This window comes from Sphaerimonospora cavernae (assembly GCF_042435035.1).
Classification (GTDB): domain Bacteria; phylum Actinomycetota; class Actinomycetes; order Streptosporangiales; family Streptosporangiaceae; genus Sphaerimonospora; species Sphaerimonospora cavernae.
The window spans coordinates 107,614-120,544 of the sequence record NZ_JBHMQT010000033.1 but is presented as its reverse complement, the minus strand read 5'-3'; the positions used below and the strand labels follow the sequence as shown (position 1 = coordinate 120,544).

Genomic DNA, 12,931 nt, shown 5'->3' with positions numbered 1-12,931 from the left:
ACGGCCGGCTCCGGCCGTGTCACGTGCGGCCGGTCAGCCGCATGGCCAGCAGGCACACGTCGTCCTCGGGGTTGGGCCCGCCGACCGCCTCGACGAACCGGTCGAGCTTCGCGCCGAAGTCCGCACCGGGATCCGTTCCGGCGTCGACGGCCACATCCTCGGGGGCGACCTCCTCGGCGGCGCGGACGGCGAGCGACACCCCCTCGCCGATATCGCGGTCGCGCCGTTCGACGAGGCCGTCGGTGAACATCAGCAGCAGGTCGCCGGGGGCGAGCCCGACCTCCGCCATGCCGTACGGCGGGTTCGCCGTCGCGCCCAGCACGACCCCGGCGGGGGCCGCGAGCTGGCGGGCGGCGCCGTGCCGCACCAGGATGGGGGCGGGGTGACCGGCCTGCGCCCAGGAGAGCCGGCGCGTGGCCGGATCGAAGTGGCCGCAGACCACCGTTGCGGTCGTGTCCGCGAACCCGTCCAGCACGAGGGCGTTGAGCTGGGCGAGCAGCAGACCCGGGGAGGCCCCTGTCATGCTCAGCCCGAGCAGTGCCCGCCGCAGGCGGGTCATCTTGTCGATCGCCGGCTCTCCGTGGCCGGACACGTCGCCGACGGCCAGGAACAGCCGTCCGTCCGGCAGCTGAACCGCCTCGTGCCAGTCGCCTCCCAGGCCGGTGGCGTCGCCGGCCGGGACGGAGCGGACCGCGATGCCGGCGTAGGGGAGGTCGTTCGAGCTCGCCGGCCCGGGCAGGACCGCGTCCCGCAGGCCAGCGGCGGCATGGGCCCGCTCGGCGGCTCGTGCCCGGACATCGTGCAGTTGCCGCCACGACTCCGGTACGGGGTCGTCGGCGGGGGGGAGGGACGGCTGCGCGCCGTCCACTAGGCCGACCATGGAACTCGCTCTCCGGATGCTCTCGGATACGGGGACGGGGTAGAACGGAACGTGATCGTTCTAGCGCGGAGCGTAGCAGTAGTCTGCACCGCCGGGATGGGATTTCTTCTATGCGGTGGAATAAACACCCGGCTCTCGGCGGTCGCCGCGTGTCGCCTTCCGGCGGCGATCACCGTCTCGGGGTGGCACTAGATTGGGTGGTGTGACAACGACGTCCTCTGAGCTCTATCCGGTGGCCCGCCTGGCCGAGGTCCGCGAGGCCGCCGCCCGAGCCGGTCTCGGGGCCCTGCTGCTGACTCCCGGTCCTGATCTACGCTATGTCACCGGCTATGACGCGCTGCCCCTGGAGCGGCTGACCTGCCTCGCCGTGCCCGCCACCGGGGAGCCGTTCCTGACGGTGCCGCGCCTGGAACTGCCGGCGGCCGAGCACTCGCAGGCCGCCCGGCTCGGGATCGAGTTCGTGGCCTGGGACGAGACAGACGATCCATACGAAGAGGTGGCGCGCAGGCTGGGCGCCGTCGGACGGGTCGGCCTCGCCGACCGCATGTGGGCCATGCAGTCGCTGCGGTTCCGCGCTGTCATGCCGGAGGCCGAGCAGGTGCTCGCCGGGAGCGCGCTGCGCGAGCTGCGCATGCGCAAGACACCGGCCGAGAGGGCGGCGCTGGCGGAGGCCGGGGCGGCCATCGACGCCGTGCACAACCTGGTCCCGAGCCTGCTGAAGGCCGGCCGGACCGAGCGCGAGGTCGGCAGGGACATCGCCGAGGCGATCATCGACGCCGGGCACACCCGGGTCGACTTCGTGATCGTCGGCTCCGGGCCGAACGGCGCGAGCCCCCACCACGAGCTGTCCGACCGGATGATCCAGCCCGGCGAGCCCGTTGTGGTCGACATCGGCGGGACCATGCCGAGCGGTTACTGCTCCGACTCCACCCGGGTGTACTGCATCGGCGAGCCTCCGGCGGAGTTCGCGGCCTACTACGAGGTGCTCAGGAGCGCCCAGGAGGCGGCCTGCGCTCATGTGCGGCCGGGGGTGACCTGCGAGTCGGTGGACGCCGCCGCCCGCGAGGTGATCGCTGAGGCGGGCTTCGGCGACCGCTTCATCCACCGCACCGGTCACGGCATCGGCCTGGAGACCCACGAGGAGCCGTACATCGTCAGCGGCAACACCGAGCCGATGGAGCCGGGCTTCGCCTTCTCCGTCGAGCCCGGCATCTACCTGCCCGGCAAGCACGGCGCCCGGATCGAGGACATCGTCGTCTGCGGTGAGACCGCCGGCGAGCGGATGAACAACACCACCCGCGACCTGGTCGTCGTGTAGCCGGGCGCCGGCGGCGAGCAGGGGTGATCGTCGGGTAAGCGGATTGCAACCGGCGAACGTTAGTGTACGGATCATGATCAAGCGATCCGTTCTCATCGGCGCCGTCGTCGCGGCGGGCGCCACCCTGACGCTGCTGCCGTCCGGGCCCGCCTCCGCCCAGGCGGGCGCCTCCGCGGCGGCGCCCGCCCCCGCGAAGACGGCCGGAGCGTTGTTCAATGCCTGGCAGCGGGGAGACCGCGCCGCCGCGGCCCGCCACGCCCTGCCGGCCGCGGTCAAGACCCTGTTCGCCTATCCGTACCGTGCGCCGGACGAGTTCGCCGGGTGTGTCCGCAACGCCTGCCGGTTCGTGCACACCAGCGTCCGCGTGCCCGGCGGGCTGAACGGCGTACTGATGATCGTGTCCGGGTCGAAGGTCGCGAAGGTCTACACCTCCCGGCATCTCAGCGCGCCGTCCGCGGCCGCGAAGGGACTCTTCACGGCCTGGAAGCGGCACGACCGCGACGCCGGGTTGGAGGTGGCCGCCACGAAGGCCGTCGCCACGCTGTTCCGCGCCCGGTACGACGTGCACGGCGTGCGGTACTACTACCAGGGCTGCAGCGCCGAGCCGAAGGGATACTCCTGCGCCTGGTCCTACGAGGGCGGCGCGATGCTGATGCACGTCCGGGGCTCCAAGGCCGCCGGATACCAGGTCGCCTCGATCGGTCACATCGCCGACTGAGCCCCGTTCGAACCCCCTGTTCCAACCCGCTGTTCGAACCTTCAGGCGTTGGCGGCCTCGCCGGTGCCTGCGCCTCGCCTGCGGAGCCGTACGAGGTCCTGGTGGGCCTCGTGGTGAGTGTCGTGGTGGGTGGCGTCCGGATCGTCCGTTGCCGGGCCTTCGACGGTGAAGCCCGCGTCGCGGATCAACTGGAGGTCGTCCTGGCCCGGCTGCCCCTCGCTGGTGAGGTAGTCGCCCAGGAAGATCGAGTTCGCCACGTGGAGCGCCAGCGACTGCATGCTCCGCAGGTGGATCTCCCGCCCGCCGCCGATCCTGATCTCCGCGGATGGACAGACGAAGCGGACCATGGCGAGGATGCGCAGGCACCGCTGCGGGGTCAGGTTCCACTCCCCGCCCAGCGGCGTGCCCTCGAACGGGATGAGGAAGTTGACGGGGATCGAGTCGGGGGCCAGCTCACGCAGCGCGAACGCGACGTCGACCAGGTCCTCGTCGCTCTCACCCATGCCCGCGATGAGACCGGAGCAGGGGGACAGCCCCGCCTTCTTCGCCATGCCGACGGTCTCCACCCGGTCATCGAAGGTATGGGTGCTGCAGATGTCGGCGTAGGTGGCCTCGGAGGTGTTCAGGTTGTGGTTGTAGGCGTCGGCGCCGGCATGGCACAGCCGGTCGGCCTGGCCGTCGGAGAGCAGCCCGAGGCAGGCGCACACCTCGACGCCGGGATGATCGGCCTTGATCGCGGAGATGCTCCGCGCGACCCTGTCGACGTCCCGGTCGGTGGGGCCGCGGCCGCTGGCGACCAGGCAGACCCGCCTGGCGCCGCCGGCGATGCCCGCGGCGGCGCTCGTGACCGCCTCCTCGGTGCTCAGCCAGGTGTACTTGAGCACGTCGGCCTTGGAGCCGAGCCGCTGAGAGCAGTAGGTGCAGTCCTCCGGGCAGAGTCCGCTCTTCAGGTTGACCAGATAGTTGAGCTTGACCCGCCTGCCGAAGAAGTGGCGGCGCACCCGGAAGGCCGCGGCGACCACGTCCAGGATGTCGTCGTCCGGCGTGCCCAGCACGGCACACGCCTCGTCGCGGGCCAGCGGCTCCAGGCGGATCGCCTTCTCCGCCAGTGCCTCGAGTGAAATCATTCTTCGCCTCTCCGTTCACGTGATCGATCGACGATCAAGGGGACCGGACCCAGCATGCCATCCCGTCCCGGAAGAGGGGAGGAGACCGGTTACGTCAGGCGACCAGGGGTAGGCGGAGGTTTGACCGACACCTGACACCAATGAACCTGACTACGCCGCTGGGGGATGACATGGCGAGCAGCGAGTTCTGGCCGTACGGTTTCAGCCCACTGGACGAACTGATCTCCCGGTTCTTCGGGAGGGAGCCCGTCGGCTCGGGCCGGCCGGTGGACATCGGGCGGCTGCTGAGTGAGGACGCGATCGAGTTGCTCCGTGTCGCGGTGGCGAAGGCGGCCGAGTGCGGCGCGCCGTACCTCGACACCGAACATCTGCTGTGGGCCGCCACCCAGGTTGACGCGTCACGGCGGCTGCTTGAGCAGGCCGGAGCGGATCCGGATGAACTGGGCGGGAGCGTGGCGGACATGGCCGAGCGGCGCGAGCCGCGCCAGGGGCCGATGCCGCTGTCCCCGGCGGCGAAACGGGCACTGCTCGACGCGCGGCGGATCGCCAGAGCCACCGGGCACTCCTACATCGGTCCGGATCACCTCGTCTTGGCGCTGTCGGCCAACCCCGACTCGATGGCGGGACGGTTGCTGCGGCGGATCTCCCCGCAGGCGCTGGGCGCGGACACGGCGACGGGCGTCGCCGAGCCGGTGCCGTCCCGGCGGCCGCCGAGCACGACCCCGACGCTGGACCAGTACGGCACGGACCTGACCGAGCTGGCCAAGGAGGGCAGGATCGACCCGGTGATCGGCCGGGACGACGAGATCGCCCAGACGGTCGAGGTGCTGTCGCGGCGCACCAAGAACAATCCGGTGCTGCTGGGCGATCCCGGCGTGGGCAAGACCGCGATCGTCGAGGGGCTGGCGCAGCGGGTGGTCGACGGGGCGGTGCCGGAGACCCTGCGCGGCAAGCGCGTGGTGCAGATCGATCTCGCCGGGATGGTCGCCGGCACCAAGTTCCGCGGCGAGTTCGAGGAACGGCTGAAGAAAGTCATGGACGAGATCCGCGACCACGGCGACGATCTCGTCGTGTTCATCGACGAGATGCACACGGTGGTCGGTGCCGGGGGCGCCGAGGGCGCGATCGACGCCTCGAACATGCTCAAGCCGGCGCTGGCCCGGGGCGAACTGCACGTGGTGGGCGCGACCACACTGGACGAGTACCGGCGCTATGTCGAGAAGGACGCGGCGCTGGAGCGGCGTTTCCAGCCGGTCCTCGTGCCGGAGCCCGGTGTCGCCGACACGATCGAGATCCTGCGCGGGCTGCGGGACCGCTACGAGGCGCATCACCAGGTGCGGTTCGGCGACGAGGCGCTCATCGCGGCGGCGGAGCTGTCCGACCGGTACGTGACGGGGCGGTTCCTGCCGGACAAGGCGATCGACCTGATGGACCAGGCCGGGGCGCGGGTCGCGCTGCGGACCAGGACCACGCCGTCCGACACCCGCGAGCTGGAGGAGCGGCTGGAGCAGCGGCAGCGCGACAAGGAGCAGGCCGTCGCCTCCGAGGACTACGAGCGCGCCACCGAGCTCCGCGACGAGATCGCCGAGCTCGGGCGGCGGATCGAGGAGACCAGGGACGGCCGTCGGGGGGTGCCGGAGGTCACCGCGGCCGACATCGCCGAGATCGTCTCCCGGGCGACCGGCATTCCGGTCGCGCAGCTCACGCAGGAGGAGAAGGAGCGCCTGCTCGCGCTGGAGGAGCATCTGCACCAGCGGGTGGTCGGCCAGGACGAGGCGGTCGCGGCGGTGGCCGAGGCGGTACGGCGTTCGCGCGCCGGGCTCGGCGATCCGGGCCGGCCGATCGGTTCGTTCCTCTTCCTCGGCCCGACCGGGGTCGGCAAGACGGAACTGGCCCGCGCGCTGGCCGAGGCGCTGTTCGGCGACCAGGACCGGATGATCCGGTTCGACATGAGTGAGTTCCAGGAGCGGCACACGGTCTCCCGGCTCGTCGGCGCGCCGCCCGGCTATGTGGGCTACGAGGAGGCGGGCCAGCTCACCGAGGCGGTACGGCGGCGGCCGTACTCGGTTCTCCTCCTCGACGAGATAGAGAAGGCCAACCCGGATGTGTTCAACCTGCTGCTGCAGGTGATGGACGACGGGCGGCTCACCGACGCGCAGGGCCGCATGGTCGACTTCAAGAACACCGTGCTGATCATGACGTCGAACCTCGGCGCCGACCTGATCATGGCGCATCCGGGGGAGGCGGCCGGGCTGCGCGGGCAGCTCATGCGGCTGCTGCAGCGGGCGTTCCGGCCCGAGTTCCTCAATCGGATCGACGAGACGATCGTGTTCCACGGCATCGACGTCGAGCAGCTCAGGCAGATCACCGGGCTGCTGCTGGAGGACAGCAGGCGGCGGCTGCACGCCCAGGACGTCGCCCTCGACGTCGACGCCGCGGCGGTCGACTGGCTGGCGGTGCAGGGGTACCAGCCGGAGTTCGGGGCACGTCCGCTGCGCCGTACGATCCAGCGCAAGATCGACAACACGCTCTCCCGGCTGCTCCTCGACGGCACGCTCAAGCCCGGTCAGCGGGTCCACGTGGGCGTGCGGGAGGGCGACCTGGCGTTCACGGTGCTGGAGGAGGAGGGCGCCCCGGCACCCGGCGCCGAGCCGCACGCCCGGGTCGCCCCGGAGCGGGAGGAGACCCGGCCGGAGGACCGGGTGCACGCCCCCGGACACTACCTCTGAGCCATTCCGGGCACATCCCGCACACGGGCACATCGGGACGGCGCTACCGTTTCTGGCGTGGAGGAGATCGATCGACGAATCGTGACATTGCTGGCGAGGGACGGCCGGATGAGCTTCACCGACCTGGCCAAGGAGACCGGGCTGTCGGTGTCGGCGGTCCACCAGCGGGTGCGCAGGCTGGAGAGGCGCGGGGTCATCCGCGGCTACGCGGCGCTGGTGGACTACGACGAGATCGGCCTGCCGCTGACCGCGTTCGTTTCGATCAAACCGATCGACCCGGCCGCGCCCGACGACGCCCCGGAGCGGCTCAGGCACCTCACCGCGATCGAGGCGTGCCACAGCGTGGCCGGTGACGAGAGCTACATCCTCAAGGTCCGCGTCGCCTCGCCGTTCGCGCTGGAGGAGTTGCTCCAGCAGATCCGCGCGTCGGCCAACGTCAGCACGCGCACCACGGTCGTGCTGAGCACCCCCTACGAGCACCGCACACCGATGGTCGAGCCGGAGTCCGGGGCGGAGGCGGAACCGGAGGTCACTCCCGGGCCGGGGGGCTGACGAGGTCCCGGGCCGGGGGGCTGACGAGGAAGTGCGCCCGTACCCGCTCGGCCGCATCGGCGGGCGCCCCGAGCCGGTCCAGGCCGAGCAGGGCGGCCCCCACGATGGGCGGCACGTCGGCGACCACCAGCTTCGCGAGCGGAGCCCGCTCCGTGTAGCCCCGCTCGATCAGCGACATCAGCAGCGGATGGCCGGCGGTGAGCACCCCGCCGCCGAGCACGACCTCACAGGGTTCGCCGAGGAGGCCGGTGCGCCGCATCGCGACGATCCCGAGCACGGCCACCTCCTCCGCCATCCGCTTCACGACCGACATGGCGACGGCGTCCCCGTCGGTGGCCGTGGCGAGCAGCGGGGGCACCAGGTCGTGCAGCCGGTCGAGGGACTCCTCCCCGAGATGCAGCCGGATGACGGCATCCTCGACGGTGGCTGTGCCGAAGCACGCCAGGACGGCGTCGGTGAGGGCCGTCGCCGGTCCCCGGCCGTCCTCGGCCCGTACGGCGTGCCACAGCGCCTCTTCGCCCAGGTGGTGGCCGCCGCCCCAGTCGCCGCTGAGCCGGCCGAGGGAGGGGAACCGGGCCACCTGGCCCGAGGGCGCGACGCCGACCGCGTTGATGCCGGCACCGCACACGACCGCGACGCCCCATGGTGCGCTCGCCCCCGCGCGCAGCAGCGCGAACGTGTCGTTGCCCACGGTCGCGGTGCGCCCGTATCCGCGGGCGAGCAGTTCGTCGCTGAGCCGCTCCTCCTCGATCGGCAGGTCGGCCCCCGCCACATAGGCCGCCACGTGATCGGCGTACGGCAGGCCGTACTCCCGATCACCTTCCCCCTCGGGTAACCCGTCGGGCCTCCCGTCGTGCAAGGCGGGCAACCGGACGTGCTGCCCGCCGCCTGCGAGGGCCTGCCGTACGGTCTGACCGATCACGTCGATCGCCGCGGCGACCCCCGCGCTCTGCGGCAGGAACCCCGGGCCGCGGCCGGTCGCGAGCACGGTCCCGTCCTCGCGCACCAGGGCGACGTCGGTCTTGCTGTTCCCGCCGTCCACCGCCAGCACGGTACGGCCCCCGCCGTCCGAGCTCGGGCTCCCGGCGGCAGGCGCGGCACGGCCTGGGCCGGCAGCGGTCACCGGGACACCGTCCACGGCAGGTGCGCCCGGTTGGCGGCGATCAGCCGGTCGGCGAGGTCGTCGGCGAGTGCCGCCTGCCCGATCAGCGGATGGGCCAGCAGGGCGGCCCTGACGCGGTCCGTGCCGCCGTTGCGGGCCGCGTCGAGGGCGAGCGTCTCATAGGCGGAGACATGGGAGATCAGGCCGCGGTAGAGCGGCTCGACGGGGTCGACGGGCGCCGGTGCCGCCCCGTGGACGCCGATCACCGCCGGGACCTCGATGACCGCGTCGTCGTCGAGGAAGGGCAGGGTCCCCCCGTTGCGGGTGTTCACCACCTGGACGTCGCCCCGGTCGCCGACAAGAGAGGCGATCAACGCCACGGCGGCCTCGGAGTAGAACGCGCCGCCGCGCTTTTCCAGCAGTTCCGGTTTGGCGTCCACGGCCGGGTCGGCGTACATCTCCAGCAGTTCGGACTCGATGGCGGCGACCCGCGCGGCCCGGGACGGGCCTGCTTTCTGCTCCTCGACCACCTGGTCGTGCTGGTAGTAGTAGCGCAGGTAGTACGACGGCACGGCGCCGAGCCGGCGGATCAGCTCCACCGGCAGGCCCGCCGCCTCGGCGAGTTCCTCAGCGTGGTTCTCCATCGCCTCGGGGAGCACGTCCTCGCCGTCCAGCCGTACGGCACGCACCCAGGTGAGGTGGTTGAGCCCGACGTGGTCCAGGGAGATCCGGTCCGGGGTGACGCCCAGCGCGGCCGCGGCGCGGCGCTGGAACCCGACCGCCACGTTGCACAGCCCGATCGCGCGGTGGCCCGCGTCGAGCAGCGCCTTGGTGACGATGCCGACGGGGTTGGTGAAGTCCACGATCCACGCGCCGGGGGCGTGCGCGCGTACCCGCTCGGCGATGCCGAGCACCACCGGGACGGTACGCAGCGCCTTGGCGAGCCCGCCCGCGCCCGTGGTCTCCTGCCCGACGCAGCCGCACTCGAGGGGGAGGGTCTCGTCGACGTCGCGGGCGGCCTGACCGCCCACGCGCAGTTGGATCAGCACGGCGGCGGCTCCGGCGACGCACTCGTCCACGGTCGTGGAGGCGGTCACCCGGGCCGGGTGGCCGGCGCGGGCGAGCATCCGCCCGGCCATGGCGGCCACGAGGCCGAGGCGGTGTTCGTCCGGGTCGATGAGCACGATCTCCGAGAGGGGCAGCTCGTCGCGCAGCCGGGCGAAGCCGTCGATGAGTTCCGGAGTGTAGGTGGAGCCGCCCCCGACAACGGCCAGCTTCATGTGATGTCTACGTCCTTTCGGATGTCTTGTTCGGCGCCGTCTTATTTGGCGCTGTCCTATTTGACGCCGGTCAGCTTGACGCCCTCGATGAAGACTTTCTGCGCGAAGAAGAACAGGATGATCACCGGGGCTATCACGAGGAGGGTGGCGGCCATCGTGAGGTTCCATTGGACGCGGTGCACCGACCGGAACGCGGCCAGGCCGAGCGAGAGCGTCCAGTGGTCCAGGTCCGTCCGGGCGTAGAGCAGCGGACCGTAGTAGTCGTTCCAGCAGTAGAAGAAGCTGAACAGCGCCACGGCGGCGATCGCCGGGCGGGCCATCGGCAGGATCACCCGCACGAGAGTCCGGAACTCCCCGCACCCGTCGACCTTGGCGGCGTCGGAGTACTCACGCGGGATCGTGATCAGGAACTGCCGGAGCAGGAAGATCGAGAACGCGTCGCCGAGCAGCATCGGGATGATCAGCGGCCACAGGGTGCCGGTGAGGTGGAACCTCGCCCAGATGAGGTAGACGGGCACGGACACGACCTGCGGCGGCAGCATCATCATGGTGATGACCATCAGGAACGCGAGCTTCCTGCCGCGGAAGCGGAACCTCGCCAGCGCGTACGCCACCGGGACCGACGACAGCAGCATGAACGCGGTGGCCAGCACCGAGTACATGAGCGTGTTGCCGATCCAGGTGAGCAGTGGCGCCTTCTCGAAGATCTCGGTGAAGTTGCCCCAGTTCCACGTCTTCGGCCACAGCTGTGAGGTGAGCGCCTGGTTGTCGTCCATCAGCGCCGTCAGCGCGATGAAGACCAGCGGTCCGAGGAACATGATCGACAATGCGATGGCGAGTGCGTGGTGGGCGATCCACAGGAGCATCCGCCGCCACCTGACCGACGCCGTGGCCGCGGCGGCGGGGGAGGCCGAGGTGGTGGTGGTCGTCATGCCTCCTCCTCGGCGAAGCCCCGGAACTGCCGCAGCAGGACGAGCGTGAACATCATCGAGACGACGAACAGCACCAGCGCCATGACGCAGGCGTAGCCCATGGCGAAGTCACGGAAGCCCTGGTGGTAGAGCCATTCGGGGAATGTCAGCGTCGACTGGTCGGGGTAGCCCGGGGTGAACACCGACCCGGCCGAGTCGGTGGACCCGGAGGCGACCCGGGCCGCGATCATCGCCTGGGTGAAGTACTGCAGGGCCTGGATGACCCCGGTCACCGCGGCGAACATCAGCACCGGCCGGATCACGGGCAGTGTGATCCGGTAGAACCGCTGCCAGGCGCCCGCCCCGTCGATCGCGGCGGCCTCGTACAGCTGCTTGGGCACGTCCAGCAGGGCGGCCATGAAGATCACCATCAGGTCGCCGACCGACCAGAGGGCGAGCATGGTCAGCCCCCACTTCGACCAGGCCGGGTCGCCGAACCAGTCGGGGGAGCCGATCCCCACCGCGGACAGGATGGCCTGCACCGGGCCGGTGCCCGGGTTCAGCAGGTACACGAACCCGAGCGTCCCGGCCACCACCGGCACCAGCGACGGCAGATAGAAGATCGTACGGAACAGCCCCACTCCGGCCTTCAGCCTGGTGATGAGCTGGGCCACGCCGAGGCCGAACAGCACCCGCAGCGGGACCATGACCACGACCAGCCACAGCGTGTTCTTGATCGACCGCCAGGCGGCCGGATCCTCCAGGAAGTACCGGTAGTTCAACAGCCCCACCGGCTCCAGCGTGAACATGTCGTACCGCTGGAAGGAGAAATAGACGGTGGCGAGCAGCGGGTAGAGGAAGAAGACCGCGAACCCGATGATCCACGGGGAGAGCCAGATCAGCGCGCGGAGATTGTCGCGCCGGCCGCGGCCCGTACCTCGACCTCGGCCGGCGAGTGGAACGGCTGCCATGGATCAGCCGCCCGCGGTCAGCTTCAGCTTGTCGTCGATCCTCTTGTCCACGTCGGCGAGCAGGGCGTCCAGGTCATCGGCCCGGCCGGACTCCCACTTGATCTGCGCCTCCTGCAGCGCCTGCTGGTTGAAGACGGAGTTGAGGTGGGCCGGCAGCGTGGTGCTGTTCGGGTTGGCGAACACGTCGAGGAAGGTCTGGAAGTGCTCGTCCTTCTTCAGGTTCGGCGACTGCAGCGCGGGCAGCGTGCTCGGCACGTTGCGGATCGCGTTCGACAGCGTGACCAGCGCATCGGTGTCGGTGGTCAGGTACTTGACCAGCTCCCAGGCCGCCTCGGCGTGCTTGGCCCCCTTCGGGATACCGATGACGGTGCCGGTGATGAAGCCCGCGCCGTACCGCTCGGGCTGGTCGTCGGCGACCGGGAACGGGGCGGTGCCGTAGTCGAGGTCGGGGGCGCTGTCGGCGAGCATGGCGACCCGCCACTCACCGTCGATGGCCATCGCGACCTTGCCCTTGTGGAAGGGGTTGTCGGCCGACCACTCGTCCCCGAAGCTCTTGCGGAACTTCTCGATCTTGTCGTAGCCGAACCAGTCGGTCAGGTCCTTCTGCCAGGTCATCAGCTTCTTCCACTGCGGGTCGGAGCCGATGGCCGAGGTGCCGTCGGGGTTGGTCCACTTCGCGCCGACCATGACCCCGGTGTGGATCGGGGAGTTCTCGTACATCTGGCTGATCGGCATGAAACCGGCGACCTCGAGGTCGCCCTTGGCGTTCTTGACCGTGAGCTTCTTGGCGAGGTCGGCCAGTTCGCTCAGCGTCTTGGGCGGTTCGTTGCCCTGCATGAGCTTCTTGTTGTAGTAGAGCCCGTAGGCGTCGGCGAGCATGGGCAGCACGCACCGCTTGCCGTCGTACTGGGTGTACTCGTCGATGACCTTGGGGAACAGTGCCGTCCCGTCGATCTTGCTCGCCGTCAGGTACGGGTTCAGGTCCTGGAAGATGCCGGCCTTGCAGAACTCGGCCACGCTGTCGGTGGTGAACGACAGGGCGACGTCGGGCGGGTTGCCGCCGCGGACCGACTGGATGATCTGGTCGTCCTGGATCGCCTTGGTCGCCTTGACCGTGATCCACGGGAACTTCTGGTTGAAGCCGGCGAGCGTGTCCTCGAACGCCTTGAGCTCGCTGTCGGCGCTGAAGCCGTGCCAGAACTCGATGGTGACCGGGGTCTGATCGGTCGCGCTCGCCCCGACCTTCGGCGGGCCGGAGGACTCCGTGCCGGCCGTGCAGGCGGTGAGCAGGGCGAGACCGGCGGCCGCCGCCGCGGGGATCACGAGCGGTCGTCTCATCTCGG

At 70.6% G+C, this 12,931-nt stretch carries 11 protein-coding genes; 4 read left to right on the top strand and 7 right to left on the bottom strand.

Features of this window, described 5'->3' with window-relative positions; translation table 11 throughout:
- Positions 1-19: 19 nt before the first annotated feature.
- Positions 20-880, bottom strand: coding sequence for a PP2C family protein-serine/threonine phosphatase (locus ACFHYQ_RS15555; RefSeq protein ID WP_394301857.1), 861 nt, complete (start codon positions 878-880; stop codon positions 20-22).
- Between the two features lie 202 nt (positions 881-1,082).
- Between ACFHYQ_RS15555 and ACFHYQ_RS15550 the strand changes: the two genes are divergently transcribed.
- Both ACFHYQ_RS15550 and ACFHYQ_RS15545 read left to right on the top strand, forming a co-directional pair.
- Positions 1,083-2,198 (top strand): M24 family metallopeptidase, encoded by a 1,116-nt coding sequence (locus tag ACFHYQ_RS15550; protein ID WP_394301856.1) that lies wholly within the window; start codon positions 1,083-1,085, stop codon positions 2,196-2,198.
- 73 nt (positions 2,199-2,271) lie between these two features.
- Entirely contained in the window at positions 2,272-2,916 is a 645-nt protein-coding gene (locus tag ACFHYQ_RS15545) for a hypothetical protein (protein WP_394301855.1), read from the top strand.
- Positions 2,917-2,957: 41 nt separating this feature from the next.
- On the opposite strand, the gene bioB is transcribed toward ACFHYQ_RS15545, so the two are convergent.
- Positions 2,958-4,043 carry a biotin synthase BioB gene (bioB, locus tag ACFHYQ_RS15540; RefSeq protein WP_394301854.1) on the bottom strand — a complete coding sequence of 362 codons (1,086 nt, stop codon included), beginning with the start codon at positions 4,041-4,043 and terminating at the stop codon, positions 2,958-2,960.
- 140 nt (positions 4,044-4,183) lie between these two features.
- On the opposite strand from bioB, the gene ACFHYQ_RS15535 reads away from it, so the two are divergent.
- Both ACFHYQ_RS15535 and ACFHYQ_RS15530 read left to right on the top strand, forming a co-directional pair.
- On the top strand, positions 4,184-6,772 hold the full coding sequence (locus ACFHYQ_RS15535; RefSeq protein WP_394301853.1) for an ATP-dependent Clp protease ATP-binding subunit: 2,589 nt from the start codon (positions 4,184-4,186) through the stop codon (positions 6,770-6,772).
- Between the two features lie 57 nt (positions 6,773-6,829).
- Positions 6,830-7,324, top strand: a complete 495-nt coding sequence (locus tag ACFHYQ_RS15530; protein WP_394301852.1) for an Lrp/AsnC family transcriptional regulator — start codon at positions 6,830-6,832, stop codon at positions 7,322-7,324.
- Here the strand turns inward: ACFHYQ_RS15530 and ACFHYQ_RS15525 are convergent.
- From ACFHYQ_RS15525 to ACFHYQ_RS15505, 5 genes are read right to left on the bottom strand one after another with little or no spacing between them, the layout of a single operon-like run.
- Positions 7,302-8,447, bottom strand: a complete 1,146-nt coding sequence (locus tag ACFHYQ_RS15525; RefSeq protein WP_394301851.1) for an N-acetylglucosamine kinase — start codon at positions 8,445-8,447, stop codon at positions 7,302-7,304. The two genes, ACFHYQ_RS15530 and ACFHYQ_RS15525, sit on opposite strands and share 23 nt — an antisense overlap.
- Entirely contained in the window at positions 8,444-9,706 is a 1,263-nt protein-coding gene (locus ACFHYQ_RS15520) for a 6-phospho-beta-glucosidase (protein WP_394301850.1), read from the bottom strand. Before ACFHYQ_RS15520 ends, ACFHYQ_RS15525 begins: the two co-directional genes overlap by 4 nt.
- 56 nt (positions 9,707-9,762) lie before the next feature.
- Positions 9,763-10,638, bottom strand: a complete 876-nt coding sequence (locus ACFHYQ_RS15515) for a carbohydrate ABC transporter permease (RefSeq protein WP_394301849.1) — start codon at positions 10,636-10,638, stop codon at positions 9,763-9,765.
- A complete protein-coding gene (locus ACFHYQ_RS15510) occupies positions 10,635-11,588 on the bottom strand; it encodes a carbohydrate ABC transporter permease (RefSeq protein WP_394301848.1) in 954 nt (317 codons plus the stop codon). The genes ACFHYQ_RS15515 and ACFHYQ_RS15510 overlap by 4 nt, the downstream gene beginning before the upstream one ends.
- A gap of 3 nt (positions 11,589-11,591) precedes the next feature.
- Positions 11,592-12,926 carry an extracellular solute-binding protein gene (locus ACFHYQ_RS15505; RefSeq protein WP_394301847.1) on the bottom strand — a complete coding sequence of 445 codons (1,335 nt, stop codon included), beginning with the start codon at positions 12,924-12,926 and terminating at the stop codon, positions 11,592-11,594.
- Positions 12,927-12,931 lie beyond the last annotated feature (5 nt).